The organism is Pseudomonas sp. GL-B-19 (genome assembly GCF_019956415.1).
Lineage (GTDB): Bacteria > Pseudomonadota > Gammaproteobacteria > Pseudomonadales > Pseudomonadaceae > Aquipseudomonas.
The window spans coordinates 1-26,012 of record NZ_JAHBDK010000021.1; the positions used below are offsets into that span (position 1 = coordinate 1).

General features: G+C 58.8%; 25 protein-coding genes. 21 read left to right on the forward strand and 4 right to left on the reverse strand.

What is annotated here, in order from left to right; all coding sequences use genetic code 11:
* The first annotated feature begins 435 nt into the window (after positions 1–435).
* Both KGB06_RS08495 and KGB06_RS08500 read left to right on the forward strand, forming a co-directional pair.
* Complete coding sequence (locus tag KGB06_RS08495) at positions 436–1,785, forward strand: NCS2 family permease (RefSeq protein WP_223513925.1); 1,350 nt, start codon at positions 436–438, stop codon at positions 1,783–1,785.
* Between the two features lie 79 nt (positions 1,786–1,864).
* On the forward strand, positions 1,865–2,491 hold the full coding sequence (locus tag KGB06_RS08500) for a LysE family translocator (RefSeq protein ID WP_223513928.1): 627 nt from the start codon (positions 1,865–1,867) through the stop codon (positions 2,489–2,491).
* A gap of 196 nt (positions 2,492–2,687) precedes the next feature.
* Here KGB06_RS08500 and uraH read toward each other — a convergent pair whose 3' ends face one another.
* The gene (gene uraH, locus KGB06_RS08505; protein ID WP_007944445.1) at positions 2,688–3,041 is read right to left on the reverse strand and encodes a hydroxyisourate hydrolase; all 354 of its coding nucleotides are present in this window, start codon (positions 3,039–3,041) and stop codon (positions 2,688–2,690) included.
* Between the two features lie 428 nt (positions 3,042–3,469).
* Between uraH and puuE the strand changes: the two genes are divergently transcribed.
* From puuE to KGB06_RS08540, 7 genes are all read left to right on the forward strand, one after another.
* Complete coding sequence (gene puuE / locus KGB06_RS08510; protein ID WP_223513940.1) at positions 3,470–4,396, forward strand: allantoinase PuuE; 927 nt, start codon at positions 3,470–3,472, stop codon at positions 4,394–4,396.
* Positions 4,393–4,908 carry a 2-oxo-4-hydroxy-4-carboxy-5-ureidoimidazoline decarboxylase gene (uraD, locus tag KGB06_RS08515; RefSeq protein ID WP_223513942.1) on the forward strand — a complete coding sequence of 172 codons (516 nt, stop codon included), beginning with the start codon at positions 4,393–4,395 and terminating at the stop codon, positions 4,906–4,908. Before puuE ends, uraD begins: the two co-directional genes overlap by 4 nt.
* 92 nt (positions 4,909–5,000) lie before the next feature.
* Positions 5,001–5,996, forward strand: a complete 996-nt coding sequence (gene alc / locus KGB06_RS08520) for an allantoicase (RefSeq protein ID WP_223513943.1) — start codon at positions 5,001–5,003, stop codon at positions 5,994–5,996.
* Positions 5,997–6,118: 122 nt separating this feature from the next.
* Positions 6,119–6,622 carry an ureidoglycolate lyase gene (locus tag KGB06_RS08525; protein ID WP_008146154.1) on the forward strand — a complete coding sequence of 168 codons (504 nt, stop codon included), beginning with the start codon at positions 6,119–6,121 and terminating at the stop codon, positions 6,620–6,622.
* A gap of 50 nt (positions 6,623–6,672) precedes the next feature.
* Complete coding sequence (locus tag KGB06_RS08530) at positions 6,673–7,974, forward strand: urate hydroxylase PuuD (protein WP_223513944.1); 1,302 nt, start codon at positions 6,673–6,675, stop codon at positions 7,972–7,974.
* 167 nt (positions 7,975–8,141) lie between these two features.
* Positions 8,142–9,500 carry a nucleobase:cation symporter-2 family protein gene (locus KGB06_RS08535; RefSeq protein ID WP_223513945.1) on the forward strand — a complete coding sequence of 453 codons (1,359 nt, stop codon included), beginning with the start codon at positions 8,142–8,144 and terminating at the stop codon, positions 9,498–9,500.
* Positions 9,501–10,091: 591 nt separating this feature from the next.
* The gene (locus KGB06_RS08540; protein ID WP_223513946.1) at positions 10,092–10,877 is read left to right on the forward strand and encodes an outer membrane protein OmpK; all 786 of its coding nucleotides are present in this window, start codon (positions 10,092–10,094) and stop codon (positions 10,875–10,877) included.
* 121 nt (positions 10,878–10,998) lie between these two features.
* Here KGB06_RS08540 and KGB06_RS08545 read toward each other — a convergent pair whose 3' ends face one another.
* Both KGB06_RS08545 and KGB06_RS08550 read right to left on the reverse strand, forming a co-directional pair.
* Complete coding sequence (locus tag KGB06_RS08545; protein ID WP_223513948.1) at positions 10,999–12,171, reverse strand: patatin-like phospholipase family protein; 1,173 nt, start codon at positions 12,169–12,171, stop codon at positions 10,999–11,001.
* Between the two features lie 35 nt (positions 12,172–12,206).
* Entirely contained in the window at positions 12,207–13,139 is a 933-nt protein-coding gene (locus KGB06_RS08550; protein WP_223513950.1) for a lipid A biosynthesis lauroyl acyltransferase, read from the reverse strand.
* A 118-nt stretch (positions 13,140–13,257) separates the two neighbouring features.
* On the opposite strand from KGB06_RS08550, the gene minC reads away from it, so the two are divergent.
* The 7 genes from minC (at position 13,258) to KGB06_RS08585 (ending at position 20,146) form a co-directional block, all read left to right on the forward strand.
* On the forward strand, positions 13,258–13,995 hold the full coding sequence (minC, locus tag KGB06_RS08555; RefSeq protein ID WP_223513952.1) for a septum site-determining protein MinC: 738 nt from the start codon (positions 13,258–13,260) through the stop codon (positions 13,993–13,995).
* Positions 13,996–14,196: 201 nt separating this feature from the next.
* Positions 14,197–15,009 (forward strand): septum site-determining protein MinD, encoded by an 813-nt coding sequence (minD, locus tag KGB06_RS08560; protein WP_223513955.1) that lies wholly within the window; start codon positions 14,197–14,199, stop codon positions 15,007–15,009.
* Entirely contained in the window at positions 15,009–15,263 is a 255-nt protein-coding gene (minE, locus tag KGB06_RS08565; protein ID WP_007944431.1) for a cell division topological specificity factor MinE, read from the forward strand. Before minD ends, minE begins: the two co-directional genes overlap by 1 nt.
* Before the next feature lie 180 nt (positions 15,264–15,443).
* Positions 15,444–16,079, forward strand: a complete 636-nt coding sequence (locus KGB06_RS08570; protein ID WP_007944430.1) for an RluA family pseudouridine synthase — start codon at positions 15,444–15,446, stop codon at positions 16,077–16,079.
* Positions 16,080–16,268: 189 nt separating this feature from the next.
* Positions 16,269–17,558 carry a M18 family aminopeptidase gene (locus tag KGB06_RS08575; protein WP_223513957.1) on the forward strand — a complete coding sequence of 430 codons (1,290 nt, stop codon included), beginning with the start codon at positions 16,269–16,271 and terminating at the stop codon, positions 17,556–17,558.
* A 177-nt stretch (positions 17,559–17,735) separates the two neighbouring features.
* Positions 17,736–17,912: a hypothetical protein gene (locus KGB06_RS08580; protein WP_223513959.1), complete on the forward strand. Its 177-nt coding sequence runs from the start codon at positions 17,736–17,738 to the stop codon at positions 17,910–17,912.
* 77 nt (positions 17,913–17,989) lie between these two features.
* Positions 17,990–20,146: a mechanosensitive ion channel family protein gene (locus KGB06_RS08585; protein ID WP_223513961.1), complete on the forward strand. Its 2,157-nt coding sequence runs from the start codon at positions 17,990–17,992 to the stop codon at positions 20,144–20,146.
* 118 nt (positions 20,147–20,264) lie between these two features.
* Here the strand turns inward: KGB06_RS08585 and KGB06_RS08590 are convergent, their stop codons facing one another.
* Entirely contained in the window at positions 20,265–20,978 is a 714-nt protein-coding gene (locus tag KGB06_RS08590) for a UTRA domain-containing protein (protein WP_223513962.1), read from the reverse strand.
* 361 nt (positions 20,979–21,339) lie between these two features.
* Between KGB06_RS08590 and KGB06_RS08595 the strand changes: the two genes are divergently transcribed.
* The 5 genes from KGB06_RS08595 (at position 21,340) to KGB06_RS08615 (ending at position 26,007) form a co-directional block, all read left to right on the forward strand.
* Positions 21,340–22,404: an ABC transporter substrate-binding protein gene (locus KGB06_RS08595; protein WP_223513964.1), complete on the forward strand. Its 1,065-nt coding sequence runs from the start codon at positions 21,340–21,342 to the stop codon at positions 22,402–22,404.
* Between the two features lie 181 nt (positions 22,405–22,585).
* Positions 22,586–23,392 (forward strand): alkaline phosphatase family protein, encoded by an 807-nt coding sequence (locus tag KGB06_RS08600; protein WP_223513965.1) that lies wholly within the window; start codon positions 22,586–22,588, stop codon positions 23,390–23,392.
* Positions 23,389–24,234 carry an ABC transporter permease gene (locus KGB06_RS08605; protein WP_223513968.1) on the forward strand — a complete coding sequence of 282 codons (846 nt, stop codon included), beginning with the start codon at positions 23,389–23,391 and terminating at the stop codon, positions 24,232–24,234. The genes KGB06_RS08600 and KGB06_RS08605 overlap by 4 nt, the downstream gene beginning before the upstream one ends.
* The gene (locus tag KGB06_RS08610; protein ID WP_223513971.1) at positions 24,221–25,021 is read left to right on the forward strand and encodes an ABC transporter permease; all 801 of its coding nucleotides are present in this window, start codon (positions 24,221–24,223) and stop codon (positions 25,019–25,021) included. Before KGB06_RS08605 ends, KGB06_RS08610 begins: the two co-directional genes overlap by 14 nt.
* Entirely contained in the window at positions 25,018–26,007 is a 990-nt protein-coding gene (locus KGB06_RS08615; protein ID WP_223513974.1) for an ABC transporter ATP-binding protein, read from the forward strand. The genes KGB06_RS08610 and KGB06_RS08615 overlap by 4 nt, the downstream gene beginning before the upstream one ends.
* Positions 26,008–26,012: the final 5 nt, after the last annotated feature.

The following is a 26,012-nucleotide window of genomic DNA, read 5'->3' on the forward strand; positions in this document are numbered from 1 at the left end:
GTGCGTCAGATGATGGCGCTGATGGACTGAAAAGCCTTTTTTCGTCTGCTGTGAGCACAAAAGCAAACGCCCCGAACAAGTCGGGGCGTTTGCTGGAACCACCATCAGTGTGTTTTCACACAGTCTGCAATGGCCGGTTTATTTGTTTTTGCCATCCCCCCTCAGGCTCGCTCCCAAAGGTGAGCGCTTGTCCCTGTGGGAGCGAGCCTGCTCGCGATGGCGTCGGCACAGGCGATATATCTCAATCACCAAACTTTTCGCAAACGAAATGGAAAACATTATTTGCTTTTTTTGTATACAAAAGCATAATCCACTTCGTGCGAGTTCTTGACCTCGTGGTCAACATATTCGCAAGTGCCTTGCCTCAAAGGGCCGCTGCCACCCTCATGGGTCCGGTCCTGGAAATAACAATAAAACTCTTGAGGAGTACTCGCTGTGGAAAGCCGCAAATCCGAAGCATCGACGCTGGATCTCTCGCCGCCATTACGCAATGGCTTGCTTGAACGCATCTTCAAACTCAGCTTGCATGGCACCACGGTGAAGACCGAGCTGATTGCCGGTCTGACAACCTTCATCACGATGGCTTACATCATCTTCGTCAACCCCAATATCATGGCTGACGCCGGGATTGATCACGGTGCCGCGTTTGTCGCGACCTGCATCGCGGCTGCGCTGGGTTGCCTGTTAATGGGCCTCTACGCCAACTGGCCCGTCGGCCTGGCGCCGGGCATGGGCTTGAACGCTTTCTTCACCTACACCGTGGTCGGCACCATGGGCTACAACTGGGAAACCGCCCTCGGTGCGGTATTTGTGTCCGGTGTGTTGTTCATGATCCTGACCTTTTCGCGGATTCGCGAATGGCTGCTCAACAGCATTCCAGTGAGCCTGCGCTTCGCCATGGGTGCCGGCGTCGGTTTGTTTCTGGGGCTGATCGGTTTGAAAACCGCGGGCATTGTCGTCGATAGCCCGGCGACCCTGATCAAGCTCGGCTCCCTGCGCGAACCCGGCCCGCTGCTCGCCGCCGTTTGCTTCCTGATGATCGCCATTCTCAGCTATCACAAAGTGTTCGGCGCAATCCTCATCAGCATCATCACCGTCACCCTGGCCGGTTGGGGCCTGGGCCTGGTGCACTACGAGGGCATCATGTCGGCCCCGCCGAGCCTGGCCCCGACCTGGATGGCCATGAATCTGGCCGGCGTATTCAACGTCAGCATGATCAGCGTGGTCCTGGCCTTCCTTTTTGTGCACATGTTCGACACCGCCGGCACTCTGATGGGTGTGGCCCAGCGCGCCAACCTGGTCGGCGCAGACGGCCGGATCGAAAACCTCTCTCGCGCCATGAAAGCCGACAGTGCTTCCAGCGTATTTGGTGCGGTGGTGGGTGTTCCGCCGGTCACCAGTTACGTTGAAAGTGCCGCGGGCGTTGCGGCGGGTGGTCGGACCGGGCTTACCGCCGTGACCGTCGGCGTGCTATTTATTGCCGCGATGTTCTTCGCACCACTAGCCGGGATGATCCCAGCCTACGCCACCGCCGGCGCGCTGATTTATGTGGCGATGCTGATGATGGGCGGTATGAAGCACATCGAATGGGACGAAGCGACCGACAGCATTCCGGCCATCGTCACCGCAATCATGATGCCGCTGACCTTCTCGGTCGCCGACGGCATCGCGCTGGGCTTCATCACTTACGTGGCGCTGAAGGCAGGTACCGGTAAATACAAGGAAATCTCCGTCAGCTTGTGGGTGCTTTGCGCGATCTTCATCGCCAAGTTCATTTTCTTGTAAGCCGCTTACGTTTCAAAAACAGTGTTTCAAAACAGCCTCACCCCGCCGGGTGGGGCTTTTGCACAAATGGAGGAAAGTAATGAGTCTGGAAACCTGGCTGCTGTTCAGCGGCGCTGCGTTGGTGGTGATCCTGATCCCGGGGCCCCTGTCGTTGCTGATGATCAGCAACAGTCTGAATTACGGTTTGCGCCGTTCTTACCCCGCGTTTCTCGGTGGCGTGATCGCATCGATCTGCTTGCTCAGTGCCTCTGCGCTGGGTTTGGGCGCCTTGCTGCTCGCATCGGAGCAGCTGTTCAGCGCGTTGAAAATCGTCGGGGCGCTCTACCTGTTCTACCTCGCGTGGCAGAGCTGGCAACAATCGCGTCAGCCATCCGTGGGTGCCGAAGTGCCTCAGGCGGCGCCAGTGCCACGCTTTCGTGCGCTGTTCGGCCGTGCGTTTGTACTCGGTGCGAGTAATCCGAAAGACATTCTGTTCTTTGCAGCCTTCCTGCCGCAGTTTCTCAGCGCCGAGCAGCCGTTCCTGCCGCAGTTGCTGGTGATGATAGCGACCTGGACGGTGTTGGATCTGCTGTGCAAATTGGCTTATGGGCTGGGTGCACATGGTGCGGCTCGATATCTGCGCAGTGGCAAAGGGCAGAGTTGGTTCAATCGGGTGAGTGCGGGGTTGTTCAGTGGTGCGGGCGCGGCATCTCTGTTGAGCCGCTAAGAGCATCGCGGGCAAGCCTCGCTCCTACAGGTCATGTGTACGCCACAGGTCCTTGTAGGAGCGAGGCTTGCCCGCGAAGACGCCAGACCAGGCACCACTTTCCCCAAGACGAAAAAAAGCCCGCAGTGTGAGCGGGCGAAAGACCAAAGAAGCTATATGCGCAGTCGCTTCCAGGTTGAGGCAGCTGCTTGGGGGATCAGCTGCCGCGATACGTGGAATAGCTATACGGCGAAATCAGCAACGGCACATGGTAGTGATCCTGTTCCGCAGAGATGCCGAAACGCAGCACCACTACATCGAGAAACGCAGGCTCCGGCAACTGAACGCCACGGGCGCGGTAGTAGTCGCCCGCATGAAACTGAACCTGATAGACCCCGGTACGGTAGTCATCGCCTTGCAGCAGCGGCGCATCGACACGGCCATCGCTATTGGTTGTCGCGCTAGCGACCAATTCCAGGTGCGAACCTTCTACACGGTACAACTCGACCTTGATCGAGCTGCCCGGGCAACCGTGTGCAGCGTCCAAAACGTGTGTAGTCAAACGTCCCATTGATTCTGCGCGCCTGCCTGCGTAGAGCAGTCAGGCCTCGCGCCTCCCGAAGTCAGTTAAAAAGGAGACCGCACCGATTCGGAGCACGAATCACTGCGGCGAGCGATTGATTAAGACACTTTTCAAAAAAATTGTACACAATAAAAACGACCTATTTGCCTCGATGCCCACCAGTCGGGGTTTTACACCGAATTTAACGCCGCACCATAAGATCAGCGGACCTTCTATCCTTTAGCTGACCACTCAGGCAGGTTTCTTGCAGTATCATCAATTCATGACGTTTCGAGAAAAATGCAAAAAATCAGGCTTACAAATTGAATATAAAGTTGTATACAATCACTCCATCGCAGTGACGCCAGCCTGATATCTCATCGCAAGGCCGCCACACAACCTTGAACACGTCGACACGAATAAGAAGGAAGACTGCAGTGAGCGCTGACTACCCACGCGACCTGATCGGTTACGGCAGTAACCCTCCTCACCCACACTGGCCGGGCAATGCCCGCATCGCTTTGTCTTTCGTACTCAATTACGAAGAAGGCGGCGAGCGCAATATCCTGCACGGCGATAAAGAGTCCGAAGCCTTCCTCTCCGAAATGGTCTCGGCGCAGCCGCTGCAAGGCGAGCGCAACATGAGCATGGAGTCTCTTTACGAGTATGGCAGCCGTGCCGGCGTGTGGCGGATTCTGAAACTGTTCAAGGAATTCGATATTCCGCTGACCATCTTCGCCGTCGCCATGGCCGCCCAGCGCCACCCGGATGTGATCCGCGCGATGGTCGATGCCGGTCATGAGATTTGCAGCCACGGCTATCGCTGGATCGACTACCAGTACATGGACGCAGCGCAGGAACGCGAGCACATGCTCGAAGCGATCCGCGTGCTCACCGAAATCACCGGCGAACGCCCACTCGGCTGGTACACCGGCCGCACTGGCCCGAACACCCGTCGCCTGGTGATGGAAGAAGGCGGTTTCCTCTACGACTGCGACACCTACGACGACGACCTGCCCTACTGGGAACCGAACAATCCGACTGGCAAGCCGCACTTGGTGATCCCGTACACCCTGGACACCAACGACATGCGCTTCACCCAGGTCCAGGGTTTCAACAAGGGCGACGACTTCTTCGAATACCTCAAGGACGCCTTCGACGTTCTGTACGCTGAAGGCGCCGAAGCACCGAAGATGCTGTCGATCGGCCTGCACTGCCGCCTGATCGGCCGTCCGGCGCGTCTGGCTTCGCTCAAGCGCTTTATCGAATACGCTAAAAGTCATGAACAGGTGTGGTTCAGCCGTCGTGTCGACATCGCGCGCCACTGGCACGAAACCCACCCGTACCAAGGGGCTGCCCAATGAGCACCTTTCAAACGCTGAAGCCATCGAGCCTGAGCCGCGACGCATTCGTCGCCGCCTTCGCCGACATCTACGAACATTCGCCATGGGTGGCCGAAAAGGCCTTCGACCTGGGCCAGGACGCTTCGATCGACGAGATCGAAACCCTGCACCAGCGCATGAGCGACATCCTGTTGAGCGCCGATCATCAAAGCCAGCTGGCCCTGATCAACGCTCACCCGGACCTGGCCGGCAAAGCCGCCGTCCAGGGCCAGCTTACCGCAGCCAGCACTGAAGAACAGTCTGGCGCGGGTATTCACCAATGCACGGCCGAAGAGTTCCAGCGCTTCACCGAGCTGAACGACGCCTACAAAGCCAAGTTCAAGTTTCCCTTCATCATGGCGGTAAAAGGCAGCAACCGGCATCAGATCCTCGCGGCGTTCGAAACGCGTATTCACAACTCGGTCGACACCGAATTCAAATGCGCGCTGGCGGAGATCAACAAGATTGCGTTGTTCCGTTTACTGACCCTATAGCGAGCTTTGCCCGAGCGACATTGAACGCATACATACATCGCCCAGGGCACTGCAAGCATCCCAAGCCAACTTATTAAAGGCAGACAAGAAGAATGAAAGCTCACGCCGTACCTTTCGAGAAGTTCGTCAACCTGGCCGATGCCCGCTTGGGCACCAAAATCATCTCGGTCACCGATGACTGGTTCGCTGATGCCAACCGCCTGTTCCAGCCGACTCCGGCTGTGTGGAAAGAAGGCGTGTTCGATGACAACGGCAAGTGGATGGACGGCTGGGAGTCGCGCCGCAAGCGCTTCGAAGGCTACGACAGCGCCGTGATCCGCCTCGGTGTACCGGGCTCGATCAAAGGCGTCGACATCGACACTTCATTCTTCACCGGCAACTTCCCGCCGTCGGCCTCCCTGGAAGCCTGTTTCCTGGCTGAAGGCGAGCCGACTGAAAACACCCAGTGGGTTGAAGTGCTGTCGGCCGTCGAGCTGCAAGGCAACAGCCACCACTTCCACGAAATCAACAACGATCAGGCGTTCAGCCACCTGCGCTTCAACATCTACCCGGATGGCGGCGTGGCCCGTCTGCGTGTGTACGGCGTGCCGCACCGCGACTGGTCCGCTGTGGGCGACAACGAGCAAATCGACCTGGCCGCAGCCCTCAACGGTGGCCGCGCCCTCGCCTGCTCCGACGAACACTTCGGCCGCATGAGCAACATCCTCAACCCGGGCCGTGGCATCAACATGGGCGACGGCTGGGAAACCGCACGTCGTCGTACCCCGGGCAATGACTGGGTGATCGTCGCGTTGGGCCATGCCGGTGAAGTCGAGAAAGTCATCGTCGACACCCTGCACTTCAAGGGCAACTACCCGGACACCTGCTCGATCCAGGGCGCATTCGTGAAGGGCGGTACTGACAGCCAGATCGAAACCCAATCGTTGTTCTGGCGCGAATTGCTGCCGGCGCAGAAACTGGAAATGCACGCCGAACACACCTTCGCCGAGCAGATCAAGGCGCTGGGCCCGATCACCCACATCCGCCTGAACGTGTTCCCGGACGGTGGTGTGAGCCGCCTGCGCGTTCTCGGCAAGGTCGCTAAATAAGCGCTGAAGAAAACCTGTAGGAGCACAGCTTGCTGGCGATGGCGTCAGTAAGGACCCCATCGCCGGCAAGCCGTACTCCTACAAAAGCAACACATCAACGAATTCAAGGTAAGAAGACCAGCATGCGCACACTGACAATTGAACCGCTGACCAAAGAAGCCTTCGCCCCTTTCGGTGACGTGATCGAAACCGACGGCAGCGATCACTTCATGATCAACAACGGTTCGACCATGCGCTTTCATAAACTGGCGACGGTGGAAACCGCCAAGCCAGAAGACAACGCGATCATCAGCATCTTCCGCGCCGACGCGCAGGACATGCCGCTGACCGTCAGCATGCTGGAGCGTCACCCGCTGGGCAGCCAGGCGTTTATTCCGCTGCTCGGCAACCCTTTTCTGATCGTGGTCGCGCCACTTGGCGATGAACCTGTATCAGGCTTGGTCCGCGCCTTCGTCACCAACGGCAGGCAGGGCATTAATTACCATCGCGGCGTTTGGCACCATCCGGTGCTGACGATCGAAAAGCGGGATGACTTCCTGGTGGTTGATCGCAGTGGCACAGGCAATAACTGCGATGAGCATTTTTTCAAAGAGGATGAGCGTTTGATCCTCGCCCCCCACCAATAAGAGAAGGTCTGATCACTCGACAACAGAGTGACAGGCGAGAGGTAAAGACTGTGGAAGCACATCTGTTCGAATGGCTGAACCTGAGCGTACGCTGGGTTCACATGATTACTGGCGTGGCCTGGATCGGTGCGTCGTTCTATTTCGTCTGGCTGGAAAACAACCTCAATCGGGTCAACCCGAAAAGTGGTCTGGCGGGCGATTTGTGGGCGATCCACGGCGGCGGTATCTATCACCTGGAAAAATACAAACTGGCTCCACCGACCATGCCGGACAACCTGCACTGGTTCAAATGGGAAGCCTACTTCACCTGGATGTCGGGGATCGCGCTGCTGTGCGTGGTGTTCTACTCCAACCCGACGCTCTACCTTCTGGCACCGGGCAGCAGCCTGAGCGGCCCTGAAGGTGTCATGTTGGGCATCGGCTCGCTGTTCGTCGGCTGGTTCGTCTACTCCTTCCTCTGCGACTCGGCCTTGGGCAAACGCCCTGCCCTGCTCGGCTTTATCCTGTTCGTGCTGATCATTGGCGCCGCTTACGGCTTCAGCAAAGTGTTCAGCGGTCGTGGTGCGTACCTGCACGTCGGCGCGATCATCGGCACCATCATGGTCGGTAACGTGTTCCGCATCATCATGCCGGCGCAACGCGCACTGGTAGCGGCGATCGCCGAGAACCGCACGCCGGATCCGGCACTGCCAGCCAAAGGCTTGCTGCGCTCGCGTCACAACAACTACTTCACCTTGCCAGTGCTGTTCATCATGATCAGCAACCACTTCCCGAGCACCTACGGCAGCCAATACAACTGGCTGATCCTGGCCGGGATCGCGGTGCTGGCGGTGTTGGTGCGTCATTACTTCAACACCCGTCATGACAGTCACAAGTTCGCCTGGACGCTGCCAGTGGCCGCCGTCGGCATGATCAGCCTGGCTTACGTCACCGGCCCTGCGCCGATGACCAGCCCGGACGTGGCCAAGGCGCCGGCGAAGATCGAATACCAACCGCTGCCGGAAACGGCTGTGGGCGGTGGTTTGAAACCCGCTGAAGCCAAACCCGCTGAAGCACCCGCCGCCGCACCTGCCCAGGCGTCTAACGCCGGCCCAGGTTTCGACAAGGTCCACAGCGTGATTCAGGAGCGTTGTGCGGTTTGCCACTCGGCCAAACCGACCAGCCCGCTGTTCAGTGCTGCGCCTGCCGGTGTGATGTTCGACACCCCCGAGCAGATCCGCCAGAACGCCCCGCGCATCCAGGCTCAGGCCGTTACCAGCCAGATCATGCCTCTGGGCAACATCACGCAGATGACCCAGCAGGAACGTGACCTGATTGGTGCCTGGATTGTTCAGGGAGCTCAGACCAACTGATCCATCGTTGAAAAGCTTCGCTGGCAAGCCAGCTCCTACAGATGTGTGTCGCTCACCAATCATGCGACCGACATGAAACCTGTAGGAGCTGGCTTGCCAGCGAATGGCCGCGCCGCGGTCAACACGATGCACAAAATCAAAAGAATAAAAAAGATCCGAGGTGTTGCATGTCCGAGCTATCCGAAGCGCGCATCCCCGACGCACCCGCGATTCAGCGTTTGCCCCTTTTGCAACTGATCCTGGTCGGTCTGCAACATGTTTTGCTGATGTACGGCGGCGCCATCGCGGTCCCGCTGATCATCGGACAGGCCGCTGGCCTGAGTCGTGAAGAGATCGCCTTTCTGATTAACGCCGACCTGCTGGTCGCCGGCATCGCCACCATCGTCCAGTCGCTGGGCATCGGCCCGATGGGCATCCGCATGCCAGTGATGATGGGCGCCAGTTTCGCAGCGGTCGGCAGCATGGTCGCCATGGCCGGCATGCCCGGTATCGGTCTGCAAGGAATCTTCGGCGCGACCATCGCCGCCGGGTTCTTCGGCATGCTCATCGCGCCATTCATGTCCAAAGTAGTTCGCTTCTTCCCGCCTCTGGTGACCGGCACGGTCATCACCTCGATCGGTTTGTCGCTGTTCCCCGTGGCCGTGAACTGGGCCGGCGGTGGCGCAGGCGCCACGCAATTCGGTTCGCCGATTTACCTGACCATTGCTGCGCTGGTGCTGGGCACCATATTGCTGGTGCACCGTTTCATGCGCGGTTTCTGGGTCAATATTTCAGTGCTGATCGGTATGTGCCTGGGCTACGTACTCTGCGGCCTGATCGGCATGGTCGACCTCAGCGGCATGGCCCAAGCGCCGTGGCTGCAATTCGTCACCCCGTTGCATTTCGGCATGCCCAAGTTTGAGCTCGCGCCGATACTTTCAATGTGCCTGGTGGTGGTGATCATCTTCGTCGAGTCCACCGGGATGTTCCTCGCCCTGGGCAGAATCACCGGCCAGGAAGTTTGCCCACGGATGCTGCGTCGGGGCTTGCTGTGTGATGCCGGCGCCTCGTTTTTCGCCGGGTTCTTCAACACCTTCACCCACTCCTCATTTGCGCAGAACATCGGCCTGGTGCAAATGACGGGTGTACGTTGCCGTTCGGTGACCATCGTCGCAGGCGGGTTGCTCATTGTGTTGAGCCTGCTGCCGAAAGCCGCATTCCTGGTGGCGTCGATTCCACCAGCGGTACTGGGCGGTGCGGCGATTGCGATGTTCGGCATGGTCGCCGCCACCGGGATCAAGATTCTTCAGGAAGCCGACATCGGTGACCGTCGCAACCAACTGCTGGTGGCGGTGAGCATCGGCATGGGCCTGATTCCAGTGGTGCGCCCGGAGTTCTTCGCCCACCTCCCGCTGTGGATGAGCCCGATCACCCACAGCGGCATCGCCATGGCCACGATCAGCGCCCTGACGCTGAACCTGCTGTTCAACATTCTTGGTGGCGCCGAACGCGCGGCCATCAACGACTGCACCGCTCACACGCATTAACTCAGACGAGCACCAAACCCTGTGGGAGCGAGCCTGCTCGCGATGACGGCATGACATTCAACACTTGTGTTGACTGACCCGACGCTTTCGTCGGAACGCCGCCCGGAGCAAGCCCGCTCCTACAGGGGGGGTTGCCTGCGCCTCAACAATAAAAACAAGAGGAAGCAACAGATGGTTTTTACCCACTCAAGCCCGTCGTTTAACGACGCCTGGCCAAGCGCCGCCAACCATGCCCCACACCTGTCGTCGGTGCGCTGTTGCGGGGCACTTGAGACCTGGCCAAGTAGTCAGTATTCTCCGCGGCCGCCTGAATCCGCGTTAAAAAAAAGCCCGGATTTAATTTCTGACCAGAAAGCCAACTTATCCCGGCTCTGGACGATACCAAGGCACTCCATACCCCCTCTCAATCGACTGTTCTTGAGCAGCCGAGCGGGCGTTTATTTGTTTTTTGAAAGCCTTGGCGCAGCTCTTGCTATGAGCATTAAAGCTGACCGACTGGATGATTTTTTACCGCTACAGATAGAGGCGCCACACCAGAGCGCCAAACTTAAAAAAATAACGTGGAATCACCTACTTTTTGGGAGCAACCGAATGAAACGTACGTGCACTAGCCTGATGCTGGCGGGATCAATGCTGGCTGGGGGTCAGGCCATGGCCGGCGACTTGCTGCAATGGCAGAACAACAGCCTGTCCTACCTGTATGGCAAGGATTTCCAGGTCAACCCGCGCATTCAACAGACGGTGACCTTCGAACACGTCGATGGCTGGAAATACGGTGACAACTTCTTCTTCATCGACAAGATCTTCTACAACGGCAAGGAAGACGCCTTCGCCGGCGACAACTCCCACTATGGTGAACTGAGCCCGCGCTTGTCGTTTAACAAGATTTTCGACCAGAAGTTTGAGTTCGGCCCGATCAAAGACGTCCTGCTGGCCATGACCTATGAGTTCGGCGAGGACGACACCGAATCGTACCTGATCGGTCCGGGTTTCGACCTGGCTATCCCTGGCTTCAACTACTTCCAGTTGAACTTCTACAACCGTCACACCGAAGGCGGCCGCCCGGGTGACGATATCTGGCAGGTCTCTCCGGTCTGGTCCTACACCATCCCGGCGGGTAGCTCGGACGTGTTGATCGACGGCTTCATGGACTGGGTAGTCGACAACGACGTGAACAAAGAAGGCGAATACCACGCCAACCTGCACTTCAACCCACAGGTCAAATACGACTTGGGCAAGGCACTGAAGCTGGGCGCCAAGCAGTTGTACGTCGGTGTCGAGTATGACTACTGGAAAAACAAGTACGGCATCGAAGACAGCCAGGGCTTCAAGACTGATCAGAGCGTGACCAGCTTCCTGGTCAAGGTTCACTTCTGATCCGGCTGTAAGTGGCGTCTGCAAGGACGCCATCGTCGGATCGCCGCCCGGAGCAAGCCACGCTCCCACAGGTTTTTAACTGTGGGAGCGTGGCTTGCCCGCGATGGCCTCACCACTATTTTCAAGCAGTAACCACAGGCTCCTGCAACCCAAGAAACCGGCAAAGCTCCCCACGCTTGGCCAACGCATCCCGCCGCCCCAGGTCGATCAACTCGCTGCAATACCCCGCCTCGAACAACAGATAACTCAACACCCCTGCCCCGCTCGTCTTGGTCGCCCCCGGTCCGCGCAGAAACAGGCGCAGTGCCGCCGGCAATTCCTGTCGATGCCGCGCCGCAATCTCATCGATCGGCTGACTCGGCGAAATCACCAGCACCTCCACCGGCGCCACGCCCAGCGCACGGGTCGGCGTACCCACGGGCATCAAGTGGCTGAACTGATTCAGACGCTGTAACAACTCGATGTCGCTTTCCAGGCTGTCAATGAACGTACTGTTGAGCATGTGCCCGCCAATCTGCGCCAGCGTCGGCTGTTGCCCGGTATAGGCGCGTTGCAGCGGCTGCTGCGGGTCGACGCCACGCGGGTTGCCGCTGACGCCCACCACCAGCACCCGGCTGGCGCCCAGGTGCAGGGCCGGGCTGATCGGGGCGGATTGGCGCACCGCACCGTCGCCGAAGTATTCCTCGCCGATTTTCACCGGGGCGAACAGCAACGGAATGGCGGAACTGGCCAGCAAATGCTCGACACTCAATTGAGTCGGAACGCCGATTCGCCGATGGCGTAACCACGATTCGATGGTGCCGCCACCCTGATAGAACGTGACAGCCTGACCGGATTCATAGCCAAACGCCGTCACCGCCACCGCTTGCAACTGCTTCTGTGCAATGGCTTCGGCAATCCCGGCCATGTTCAGTTTGTCGTTGAGCAAACCACGCAGTGGCGAACTGTTGAGCAAGGCCACCGGCACGTGAGCGCCAAGCCCCAGCAAACTGTGACTGACAAACCGGCTGGCCTGACTGATGACGCCGGGCCAGTCGCTGCGCAACACCCGATGGCTGCGAAAGCCCTGCCAGAACGCGGTCAAACGCTCGATGGCGCCGCGAAAATCCGTCGCGCCACTGGCGAGGCTGACCGCATTGATCGCCCCGGCCGAGGTGCCGACGATCACTGGAAACGGATTGCTTGCCCCCACCGGCAACAGTTCGGCAATCGCCGCCAGCACGCCTACCTGATACGCCGCCCGAGCCCCGCCGCCGGAAAGAATCAACCCTGTAACCGGTTCTGCAGGACTCATCGCAACACTCCATGGCGCTTAAAGGAATCGGTGACTCAACCGCGTTTTTTGTACAGCTTGGGCTCGCCCGGTGGGCGGCTCTTGAAGCGGCGATGGGCCCAGAGGTATTGCTCCGGGCATTCACGCAAGGCGCTTTCGACCCACTGATTGATGCGGATGCAATCGGCTTCTTCGGTTTCGCCGGGAAAACCTTCGAGCGGCGCATGAATCATCAATCGATAACCGCTGCCATCGGCCAGGCGCTCCTGAGTGAACGGCACCACCAACGCCTTGCCCAGCCGCGCAAACTTGCTGGTGGCGGTCACGGTGGCCGCCTGAATGCCAAACAGCGGCACGAAAATGCTTTGTTTGGCGCCGTAGTCCTGATCCGGTGCGTACCAGATCGCTCGGCCCGCGCGCAGCAATTTGAGCATGCCGCGCACATCGTCGCGCTCCACCGCCAGCGAATCGAGGTTGTGCCGCTCGCGACCACGGCGCTGGACGTAGTCGAACAGTGGATTCTTGTGCTCGCGGTACATGCCGTCGATGGTGTGCTGTTGACCAAGCAGCGCCGCGCCGATTTCCAGCGTGGTGAAATGCACCGCCATCAGAATCACGCCCTTGCCATCTTGCTGAGCCTTTTTCAGGTACTCCAGGCCTTCGACATGGGCCAGTTTGGCCAGACGCTGACGCGACCACCACCAGCTCATGGCCATTTCGAAAAAGGCGATGCCCGTGGAGGCAAAGTTTTCCTTGAGCAGGCGCTTGCGCTCGGCGGCGGACTTTTCAGGGAAACACAGTTCAAGATTGCGCTTGGCAATGCGCCGTCGGTCGCCGGCCACTCGATACATCCCGGCACCGAGCAGGCGACCTATAAACAGCAACGCCGGATACGGCAACTGAACAATCAGCCACAACAGCCCCAAGCCACACCACAGTGGCCAGAAACGCGGCATAAGAAATGTTTTTCGAAAACGCGGGCGATCCATTAAAGGTTCCGGAAAGACAATGGCCGCGCATTCTACATCGTTCGACCCGGCTTGCGGCTTGCTGGCGTTCTCGTTATAAGTCTCGGCACTTTTAGTGACAAGCCGTTGTATGCCGACCATGAGCCAAACCGAACCGCAAGACCAGGATCCCGTGTTCCAGTTGAAGGGCAGCATGCTCGCCATTACGGTGCTGGAACTGGCCCGCAACGACCTCGAGAACCTTGATCGGCAACTGGCCGCCAAGGTCGCTCAGGCGCCTAACTTTTTCAGCAATGCGCCGCTGGTGCTGGCCCTGGACAAACTTCCGGCCGGCGAAGGCGCGGTGGATTTGCCAGGGCTGATGCGCGTTTGCCGCCAGCATGGCTTGCGCACGCTGGCCATCCGCGCCAGCCGTATCGAAGACATCGCTGCCGCCATCGCGGTCGATCTGCCCGTGTTGCCGCCGTCCGGTGCCCGTGAGCGTGCGCTTGACCCGCTCGAAGGCCAGGTGAAGAAAAAACCGGAAAAACCGCCGGAACCGACCATCAAACCGACGAAAATCATCACCTCGCCAGTACGTGGTGGCCAGCAGATTTATGCCCAGGGTTGCGATTTGGTGGTGATTTCATCGGTCAGCCCGGGGGCGGAACTTCTCGCCGATGGCAATATCCATGTATACGGCCCTATGCGCGGTCGTGTATTAGCCGGCGTCAAAGGCGACACGAAAGCCAGGATTTTTTGCCAGCAAATGAGCGCCGAACTGGTGTCTATCGCAGGCCACTACAAGGTCTCCGAGGATCTGCGTCGCGATCCCTTGTGGGGTGCGGGCGTACAAGTCAGCCTGTCCGGCGACGTGTTGAACATCATTCGGCTTTAACGGATACTGCCGCATTTTCCAAACATCTCTAAAACGTAGCGAAAACGGCTCAAGCGAAGTAGGAAAAAGGCTAAAAGCAGTGTTTACCGGGGGTAAGCGCCGCTCAGAACCGGATTCCAGCCAAGGCTGTCCGGCTGCAGTAGTTTTTCAAGAGATGTTTTTCAGGGGCTAAATGTCCTTTTTCCTTAGGGGTGAAACACCTTGGCCAAGATTCTCGTGGTTACATCCGGCAAGGGTGGTGTGGGTAAGACCACCACCAGCGCCGCTATCGGTACCGGCCTCGCTCTGCGTGGTCACAAAACAGTAATCGTCGACTTCGACGTCGGCCTGCGTAACCTCGACCTGATCATGGGTTGCGAGCGTCGCGTGGTGTATGACTTCGTCAACGTGGTCAACGGCGAAGCCAACCTGCAGCAAGCCCTGATCAAAGACAAACGCCTGGAGAACCTCTACGTCCTGGCCGCCAGTCAGACTCGCGACAAAGACGCGCTGACGGTGGAAGGCGTGGAAAAAGTCCTGATGGCGCTGAAAGAAGACTTCGAATTCGTGGTCTGCGACTCCCCGGCGGGTATCGAAAAAGGCGCCCACCTGGCCATGTACTTCGCTGATGAAGCGATTATCGTGACCAACCCGGAAGTGTCCTCGGTTCGTGACTCGGACCGTATGCTGGGCCTGCTGGCCAGCAAATCGCGCCGCGCTGAAAAAGGCGAAGAGCCGATCAAGGAACACTTGCTACTGACTCGCTATAACCCGCAACGCGTCAGCGATGGCGAAATGCTCGGCGTCGAAGACGTCAAAGAGATTCTGGCTGTCGCCCTGCTGGGTGTGATTCCGGAATCGCAAGCGGTGCTCAAGGCCTCCAACTCCGGTGTGCCGGTGATTCTCGACGACCAAAGCGACGCCGGTCAGGCGTACAGCGATGCCGTCGATCGTCTGCTGGGCAAATCCGTGGAACATCGTTTCCTCGATGTCACGAAGAAGGGATTCTTCGAGCGCCTGTTTGGAGGTAGATAATGAACATTTTTGACTTCTTTCGTGCCAACAAGAAGCCAAGTACCGCATCGGTAGCGAAAGAGCGTCTACAGATCATCGTGGCGCATGAACGCGGCCAACGCAGTACGCCGGACTACTTGCCAGCCTTGCAGAAGGAATTGGTGGAAGTGATCCGCAAGTACGTCAATATCGGGTCCGATGACGTGCACGTCGCTCTGGAAAACCAGGGCAGCTGCTCGATTCTGGAACTCAATATCACCCTGCCAGATCGTTAATCGATCCGGTCGGAGCCACGGCGGCTCAGGCTTACGCCCCTGTAGGAGCCGAGCTTGCTCGCGATGACGGTTTACATTCAACGACGATGTTGAATGACCAACCGCTATCGCGAGCAAGCTCGGCTCCTACAGAGTGCGAGGTTCTGAGCCGCCGTTGGCGTTTGTTACGAGGCTGTTTTAATGCCGTTGTCCAACGTCCACATCATCCATCAGGACGCCGCCGTACTGGTGGTGAACAAACCGACCCTTTTGCTCTCCGTCCCTGGCCGGGCTGACGACAACAAGGATTGCCTGATTACCCGCCTGCAAGAAAACGGCTACCCGGAAGCGCGAATTGTCCACCGTCTGGACTGGGAAACCTCCGGCATCATTCTTCTGGCCCGTGACCCGGACACTCATCGCGAGCTGTCTCGGCAATTTCACGACCGCGAAACCGAAAAAGCCTACACGGCGTTGTGCTGGGGTCAGCCGGAACTGGACAGCGGCAGCATCGACTTGCCCTTGCGCTACGACCCGCCGACCAAGCCACGCCATGTGGTCGACCATGAATTCGGCAAACACGCCCTGACCTTCTGGCGTGTGCTGGAACGCTGTGGCGACTGGTGCCGCGTTGAACTCACACCGATCACCGGCCGCTCGCACCAATTGCGTGTGCACATGCTCTCCATCGGCCACCCGCTATTGGGCGACGGGCTCTATGCCCACGAGCAAGCCCTGGCCGCCTGGCCGCGCCTGTGCCTGCACGCCAGCATGCTCAGCTTCACCCACCCTCAAACCGGCGAACGCTTGCGCTTCGAGTGCCCGGCACCGTTCTGACAGCCGATGTTTAACCTGTAGGAGCTGAGCTTGCTCGCGATAGCGGTCTGTCAGCCGACATCCACGTTGAATGTGGCATCGTCATCGCGAGCAAGCTCGGCTCCTACAAGTGATTTTCCACACCAGCAGTCCACCGCCAATTCTCTGACCAATACGTTAAACTGGCGCCACTGCTGTCTGGAGCTTCTTATGCGCGAAGAGTTGAACCAAGGCCTGATCGACTTCCTCAAGGCCTCCCCTACCCCATTCCATGCCACTGCCAGCCTTGTACAACGCCTGGAAGCGGCGGGCTTCATGCGCCTTGACGAGCGCGAGCCCTGGACCACCGAAGCCAACGGTCGTTACTACGTCACCCGTAATGATTCCTCCATCGTCGCGATCAAGATGGGGCGTCATTCGCCGCTGCATGGCGGTATTCGCCTGGTAGGCGCGCACACCGACAGCCCTTGCCTGCGGGTCAAACCTCAGCCAGAGCTGCAGCGTCAGGGTTTCTGGCAATTGGGCGTCGAAGTCTATGGCGGAGCGTTGCTGGCGCCGTGGTTCGACCGCGACCTGTCCCTCGCGGGCCGCGTGACCTTCCGCCGTGACGGCAAGGTCGAGAGCCAGTTGATCGACTTCAAGGCGCCCATCGCGACTATTCCGAACCTGGCGATTCACCTTAACCGTGAAGCCAACATGGGCTGGGCAATCAATGCGCAGACCGAATTGCCGCCGATCCTCGCGCAATTCGCCGGGGACGAGCGCGTGGACTTCCGCGCCGTGCTCACCAACCAGCTGGCACTGGAACATGGCTTGAACGCCGACGTCGTGCTTGATTACGAGTTGAGTTTCTACGACACCCAAAGCGCAGCGGTCATCGGCTTGCATGGAGACTTCATTGCCGGCGCGCGTCTGGATAACCTGCTGTCGTGCTACGCAGGTCTGCAAGCTCTGCTGACCGCCGAAACCGACGAAACCTGTGTGCTGGTCTGCAACGATCACGAAGAAGTCGGTTCCTGTTCGGCCTGCGGCGCTGATGGCCCGATGCTTGAGCAGACGTTGCGTCGCCTGCTGCCTGAAGGTGACGAGTTCGTGCGCACCATTCAGAAGTCCCTGCTGGTTTCGGCCGACAACGCCCACGGCGTGCACCCCAACTACGCCGACAAACACGACGCCAACCACGGCCCGAAACTCAACGCCGGCCCGGTGATCAAGGTCAACAGCAACCAGCGTTACGCCACCAACAGCGAAACCGCCGGCTTCTTCCGTCATCTGTGCATGGCCGAGGAAGTACCGGTGCAAAGCTTTGTGGTACGCAGCGACATGGGCTGTGGCTCGACCATCGGCCCGATCACCGCCAGCCACCTGGGCGTGCGCACAGTGGACATCGGCCTGCCGACGTTCGCCATGCACTCGATCCGCGAACTGTGCGGTAGCCACGACCTGGCGCACCTGGTCAAAGTGCTGAGCGCGTTCTATGCCTGCCAGGAATTGCCGTAGCTCCTAAAAGCATCGCGAGCAGGCTCACTCCCACAGTTGGAATGCATTCCAATGTGGGAGTGAGCCTGCTCGCGATGGCGGCAGCACTGCCACCACAGCATGTTGCTTTACACACCTGACAATCAGCCACCCAAAAGCCACCTAGACTTAAATTATCCTTCTGACAAGGCCGTCTCCATGATCTCGTTGTCTTCGTTTCACGCCATGCTGGTCCCGATCCTCGCCGGGATGCTCATGCTGGCAATCGGCTTCAACTTTCGCGACAAAAACGCCGGTGTATTTGCCATGTGGATTGGCATGCTGACCATTTTCGGCACCGTGATTTTCAAGATCCTCGCCAAACTCAACGAATAAATCCTCCCCCTGACTCGCATTGATTTAGACGGGCTCGTACACTCGGTCGATCCGTTCATCCCGAGGTTGACCGCCTAGTGCTCGCCCGTCTTTTCGCCCTGCCGTGTTTCTTCCTTGTCTGCCTCATGACGTTGCTACCGACGGCGCCTGCCCAGGCGGCCGGTTTGCCGAGCCTGCTCGGCGGTTCGACGAAAGCCCAGCCCGAGGCGCAAGAACCGTTAGGCCAATCGCTGGATGAAGTCATCAAGTCGCTGGAGAACGATCAGCAGCGCAGCAAACTGCTGGCCGACCTGAAGAAACTGCGCGACGCCACCAAAAAGGCGCAACCCGCCGCCGAAGAAGGTGTGCTGGGACTGATCGGCGGCACGCTGGCCACGTTCGAAAAGCAATTCTCCGGCGCTGATAGCCCGCTTACCCGCTGGTCTGACGAACTCGCGCTGGCCAGGGACGAACTGACGGCATTGATGATGCCGGCCAGTGAGTGGCTGCCGATCATCTTCGCATTCGCCATGATCCTGATGGTCTGGAGCCTGCTTGCCGCGGCTCTGATTTGGGTCAGTCACCGGGTACGCACGCGCTTCGGCCTGACCGAAGAACTGCCGCAACACCCCAAGGCGCTGGACATGTTGCGCTTCGCCCTGCGCAAGCTCGGGCCATGGTTGGTCGCCCTGGTGATCACCGTCTACATGAGCTATGCGCTGCCCTCGTCATTGGGCAAAAGCCTGGCCATGGTGCTGGCTTACGCGCTGGTGGTCGGCACGTGTTTCTCGGCGATCTGTGTGATCGCCTTCTCCCTGCTCGATGGCCCGCACCGCCACCGCGCCTTGTATATCCTGCGGCACCAAGCCTTTCGGCCGTTATGGTTGATCGGCAGTTTCGCCGCGTTTGGTGAGGCGCTGAACGATCCGCGACTGGTCGCCGGTCTTGGCAGTCACCTGGCGCACACGGCGGCGACGGCGGCCAACGTGCTGGCCGCGATTTCTACCGGGCTGTTTATCTTGCGGTTCCGCCGACCGATCGCGCACTTGATCCGCAATCAGCCGCTGTCCCGGCGCCTGACCCGGCGCGCCCTCAGCGATACCATCGAAATTCTTGGCACCTTCTGGTACGTCCCGGCACTGGTGCTGGTAGCCGTCTCGCTGTTCGCCACGTTCGTCTCGGCGGGCGACACCAGCACCGCATTGCGCCAGTCGCTGATTTGCACCGTGTTGCTGGTGTTGAGCATGGTCATCAATGGCCTGGTGCGACGCCACGCCCTGAAACCGCAACGCGGTGTGAAGCGCCATGCCCTGTATTCGGAACGCCTGAAGAATTTTTTCTACACCCTCGTTCATCTGCTGGTGTGGTTGGCGTTCATCGAACTCGGCCTGCGGGTCTGGGGCATGTCACTGATCACATTCACCGAAGGTGAGGGCCATGAGGTCAGCGTCAAACTGTTCAGCCTCGCCGGCACGCTTATTTTCGCCTGGCTGATCTGGATCCTCAGCGACACCGCCGTGCACCTCGCGCTCACCCGCTCACGCAAAGGCCTGGCCAATACCCGCGCGCAGACGATGATGCCGTTGATCCGCAACGTGTTGTTTGTGGCGATTTTCATTATCGCGCTGATCGTCGCGCTGGCGAACATGGGCATGAACGTCACGCCATTGCTGGCCGGTGCCGGCGTGATCGGTCTGGCCATCGGTTTCGGTGCACAGTCGCTGGTGGCGGACTTGATCACCGGTCTGTTCATCATCATCGAAGACTCCTTGGCCATCGATGATTACGTGGACGTCGGCGGCCACCTGGGCACCGTCGAAGGGCTGACCATCCGCACCGTGCGCCTGCGGGACATCGACGGCATCGTCCACACCATTCCGTTCAGCGAAATCAAAAGCATCAAGAACTACTCCCGGGAATTCGGCTACGCGATTTTCCGGGTGGCAGTGCCGTCCGACATGGACATTGATAGCGCGATCAAACTGATGCGCGAAGTCGGTCAGAAAATGCGTACTGACCCGCTGCAACGTCGCAACATCTGGTCGCCACTGGAGTTCCAGGGTGTCGAGAGTTTCGAGTCCGGCAACGCAATCCTTCGCGCCCGGTTCAAAACCGCGCCGATCAAACAGTGGGAAGTTTCGCGGGCGTTCAATCTGTCGCTCAAGCGGCATATGGATGAGGCGGGGCTGGATCTGGCGATACCGCGTATGAGTGTTCAGGTTGCTACGGCGACCGGTGGGCCGCAGAAGGAATAGCCTAACCTGTCAGACCGCCATCGCGAGCAGGCTCGCTCCCACATTAGATCTGTGTCGTTCACAAATCCCCTGTGGGAGCGAGCCTGCTCGCGATGGCGGCGACTCGGTTTTCTGCGAGCTAGACCACATCCACACCGACATGAATCGCATCATGCCGCCAGAACTCCAGGTCACAGTCGATCAGCCGCTCATGCTGATCGTAGTTGACCCGGGCAATGCGCAGCCCCGGGCTGCCCACCGACACCCGTAACGCGGCGGCCGCATCCGCCGAGAGTGACGTCGGCACTATTTCGAAACGCACCCGCCCGTAGTGCAAATCGTAATGCCGTGCGTACAACTCGGTGATCGACTGATTCAAATCAAACTCAAGAATCCCCGGAAAATACTGCGGATTCAAATAGTGCTCCACGTACAACACCAGCCGCTCATCAATGCGCCGCGCGCGGCAAATCTGGATCACGCTCGACAGCGCCGGCAACTGCAACCAGGCGCACACCGCTGCTGAGGCGGGTTGCAACCGCGCCGAAATCACTTCAGTGGACGGCACACGCCCCTGCGCGCTGACCATTGCGTGAAAGTGACTGCGCTGCATCAGGTTATAGGCCAGGCGCGGTGGCGAAACGAACCAGCCACGGCGCTCTTCGCGATAAATCTGGCCCTGCGCTTCCAGCTGCAACAACGCCTCGCGCACGGTAATCCGTGTGGTCCCGAACAACTCACTGAGCTTGCGCTCGGCCGGTAGTTTGCTGCCGGACGCCAACAAACCGTGGTCGAGCTGCTCCTGCAAGACCTGACCAATGGCCGTCACCGCTTTCGTTGCCTCATCACGCATCAACGTTACCTATCTGGACTAGACCAGCGCTGTTTCGGAGCAGAACCGCGCGGTAAAACCGGTTCATCGACATCCTGCAAGCGTAGGCAATGCAGATGACTGATCGATGACAAAGCAACCCAACGGTCATTCCACGGTCGCCGCAAACCCTGCAATACATCCTCCAAGTCCCTTGCTCACGGGGTCTTTACCCATGGTCTACGCTTACCGGGCACCTGCCCAATACCGGGCAAATAACTGTGCTGCCGGGCGACCACCGACATGAAAGTGTCATCGAGCCCGCCTAAATTGGCTCGGGTATTGCTGACCTAGACCAACACAACCGCAATCGCAGCGTTGAAAACGCCCAAAGGAGCTTCGGATGAAAAAGCTTTTCCTGGCATCACTGTTAGGCTCGACCATTGCCATGTGCACCGCCGCCATGGCGGCTGATGATTTGAAAACCCTCGAAGCCGCTGCGAAAGCGGAAGGCGCAGTCAACAGCGTCGGCATGCCCGATGACTGGGCCAACTGGAAAGGCACCTGGGCAGACCTGGCCAAAACCTACGGCCTCAAGCACATCGACACCGACATGAGCTCGGCCCAGGAAATCGCCAAGTTCGCCGCTGAAAAAGACAACGCCAGCGCCGACATCGGCGACGTGGGCGCCGCTTTCGGCCCGATCGCGGTCAAGCAAGGCGTGGTTCAGCCGTACAAGCCAACGACCTGGGATCAGGTTCCGGCCTGGGCGAAGGACAAGGACGGCAACTGGGCGCTGGCCTACACCGGCTCCATCGCGTTTATCATCAACAAAAAACTGCTGCACGGTTCCGAAGCACCCACCAAATGGGCTGACCTCAAGGGTGGCAAATACAAGGTTTCCATTGGCGACGTGAGCACCGCGGCCCAGGCGGCCAACGGTGTACTGGCGGCGGCTTTGGCCAATGGCGGTAACGAGGCAAACCTTGATCCAGCCCTGAAACTGTTCGCAGAAATCGCCAAACAGGGTCGCCTGTCGATGGCCAACCCGACGATTGCCACCATGGAAAAGGGTGAAATTGAAGTCGGTGTGGTCTGGGACTTCAATGGTCTGAGCTACAAGGCCAAGATGGCCAATCCGGATGACTACGTCGTGCTGATTCCATCCGATGGTTCGGTGATCTCTGGCTACACCACCATCATCAACAAATACGCGAAAAACCCGAACGCCGCCAAGCTGACCCGCGAATACATCTTCAGCGACGCCGGCCAGATCAACCTGGCAAAAGGCAACGCGCGTCCGATTCGTGCCGAGCACATCAAACTGCCAGAAGACGTGAAATCCAAGCTGCTGCCTAACGAGCAGTACAAAAACGTGACGCCGATCAAAGACGCCGACGCCTGGGAAAAGACCTCCAAGGCCCTTCCTCAGAAGTGGAACGAAGAAGTCATCGTAGAAATGAAGTGATGTCGTAAATCCCCACATTGGATAACCCAAGGGAAATCCAATGTGGGAGCGAGCCTGCTCGCGATAGCGGTTGAACATTCGATGCAGATGTTGAATGTCATACCGCTATCGCGAGCAGGCTCACTCCCACAGGGGATTGATTGCGTATTTGAAATAACTGTTTTGCGGAGTTTTTGCCCCTATGAAGCACAACGTCATCCTTGTCGTGCTCGACGGTCTCAACCACGAAGTCGCGCGCCACACCATGGGGCACCTGCAGGCCTACGTCGGCGCAGGGCGCGCTGCGCTCTACAAACTGGAGTGCGAACTGCCGTCCCTGTCCCGTCCACTCTACGAATGCATTCTCACCGGCGTCCCGCCCATCGAGAGCGGCATCGTTCACAACAACGTCTCGCGCCTGTCCAACCAGCGCAGCATTTACCACTACGCCACGGACGCCGGCCTTACAACCGCCGCCGCGGCGTATCACTGGGTCAGCGAGCTGTATAACCGTTCGCCGTTTGTGGCTGCACGGGATCGTCACACCGACGACGAAGCCCTGCCGATCCAGCACGGTCACTTCTACTGGAACGACCACTACCCGGATTCGCACCTGTTCGCCGATGCCGAAAGTCTGCGTCTGCGTCATGCGCCGAATTTTCTATTGATCCACCCGATGAACATCGACGACGCCGGGCACAAACACGGCCTCGACACCCCGCAATACCGCAACAGCGCCCGCACGGTCGACATCATCCTGGCCGACTACCTGCGTACCTGGCTCGACGCCGGCTATCAAGTGCTGGTGACCGCCGACCACGGCATGAACAACGACCGCTCCCACAACGGCCTGTTGCCGGAAGAACGCGAAGTGCCGCTGTTTGTCCTCGGTGACGCATTCAGTTTCAACCCCGACGCCACGCCGAAACAGACCGACATCTGCGGCACGGTCTGCGAACTGCTGGGCGTGGCCCACGACAAACCTGTGTGCATGGAGCTGCTCAAGTGAATTCGAATACCCGTGGGAAGTGGTTGGCAGCCTTGTGCCTTGTACCCTTCACCCTGTTTTTTATCGTGTTCGAAATCGCCCCTCTGTCCTGGGTGATGATTAACAGTCTGCAATCGGAAGAATTCGGCTGGGGGCTGGCCAACTTCACCAAGATTTTCAATTCAAAATTCTACTTGCAGGCGATCCAGTACAGCCTCGAGATCAGTTTCTGGTCCAGCGTATTCGGGATCATTATCGCAGTGCTGGGTGCTTACTCCCTGCGCCGGGTCGACTCGAAACTGCGCAATTTCGTCAATGCTTTCGCCAACATGACCAGCAACTTCGCCGGCGTGCCCCTGGCCTTCGCGTTCATCATCCTGCTGGGCTTCAACGGCAGCTTCACCATCATGCTCAAACAGGCCGGAATCATTCAGGATTTCAACCTGTACTCGAAAACCGGACTGATTATTCTCTACACCTACTTCCAGATTCCGCTCGGCGTGTTGCTGCTCTACCCGGCTTTCGATGCCTTGCGCGAGGACTGGCGCGAGTCCGCCGAATTGCTCGGCGCCAACGGCTGGCAGTTCTGGCGGCACATCGGCTTGCCGGTACTGACACCGGCGTTGCTCGGTACGTTCGTGATCCTGCTGGCCAACGCTCTTGGCGCTTACGCGACGGTTTACGCGTTGACCACCGGCAACTTCAACGTGATGACCATCCGCATCGCGGCGATGGTGTCCGGCGATATTTCCCTGGACCCGAACCTCGCCAGTGCCCTGGCGGTGGTGCTGGTGGCATTGATGACCCTGGTGACCCTCGTGCATCAGTTGCTGTTGAAGAGGAGCTACCATGTCTCGCGCTGAACTGGGCCCCGTCGGTGTCTACCACCGCGTGGTGGTGTATCTGCTGTTTGCCATTCTGTTGTTGCCGCTGTTCGGGACGCTGATCTACTCGATCGCCAGCAGTTGGTCGGCGACCATTCTGCCCAGCGGTTTTACCTTAAAGTGGTACATCCAGCTGTGGAGCGACCCGCGCTTTCTCAGTGCGTTCGCTCAGTCGCTGCTGGTCTGCGTCGGCTCGTTGATCTTGTCGGTGGTGCTGATTCTGCCCTTGCTGTTTGTGGTGCATTACCACTTCCCGAAACTCGATGCGCTGATGAACATTCTGATCCTGCTGCCCTTCGCGGTGCCGCCGGTAGTGTCGACGGTGGGGCTGTTGCAGCTTTACGGTTCCGGACCGTTTGCGATGGTCGGCACGCCATGGATTCTGATTGGCTGCTACTTCACGATTGCGCTGCCGTTCATGTACCGGGCAATCACCAACAACCTGCAAGCGATCAACCTGCGCGACCTGATGGACGCCGCACAACTGCTCGGCGCCAGCACTTGGCAAGCGGCATTCCTGGTGGTGCTGCCGAACCTGCGCAAGGGCTTGATGGTGGCGTTGCTGCTGTCGTTCTCGTTCCTGTTCGGGGAATTCGTGTTCGCCAACATCCTCGTCGGCACCCGCTACGAAACCCTGCAGGTCTACCTCAATAACATGCGTAACAGCAGCGGCCACTTCACCAGTGCGCTGGTGATTTCCTATTTCTTCTTTGTGCTGGTTCTGACCTGGGCGGCCAATATCTTGAACAAGGACAAAAGCGAATGAGCTATGTCAGCGTCCAACACCTGCAGAAAAACTACTCAGGTACGACGGTATTCAGCGACATCAACTGCGAGATCCAGAAAGGTGAGTTCGTCACCCTGCTCGGCCCGTCTGGTTGCGGCAAATCCACGCTGTTGCGTTGCATCGCCGGCCTGACATCGGTCGACGGCGGCAAGATTCTGCTGGAGGGTCAGGACCTTGTTCCATTGAGCCCGCAGAAACGCGGGATCGGCATGGTCTTTCAGAGTTATGCACTGTTCCCGAACATGACCGTGGAACAAAACATCGCCTTCGGCCTGCGGATGCAGAAGGTCAACGCCGACGACAGCCAAAGGCGCGTTGCCGAAGTGCTCAATCTGGTGGAACTGAACGACTTCGCCGCACGTTTTCCCCATCAACTGTCTGGCGGCCAGTGCCAGCGTGTAGCCCTCGCCCGCTCGCTGGTCACGCGACCACGGCTGTTACTGCTGGATGAACCGCTGTCGGCCCTCGACGCACGGATTCGCAAGCACTTGCGCGAACAGATCCGTCAGATCCAGCGCGAACTGGGCCTGACCACGATTTTCGTCACACACGATCAGGAAGAAGCGCTGACCATGTCTGACCGGATCTTCCTGATGAATCAGGGAAAGATCGTACAAAGCGGCGACGCCGAAACCCTGTACACCGCGCCGGTGGATGTGTTCGCCGCCGGCTTCATCGGTAACTACAACCTGCTGGACGCCGACAGCGCTTCGAAGCTGCTGCAACGACCGATCAGCCACCGCATTGCAATTCGCCCGGAAGCCATCGAGCTGAGCCTGAACGGCCAATTGGACGCCCAGGTGCGCAGCCACAGCTTGCTCGGCAACGTGATTCGTTATCGGGTCGAAGCCCGCGGCGTGGAATTGGTAGTCGATGTGCTGAACCGCTCGGCGGCCGACCTGCATCCCGATGGTCAGCGCCTGGCACTTTCCATCGATCCGACGGCCCTCTGTGAGGTAGCCTGATGCCC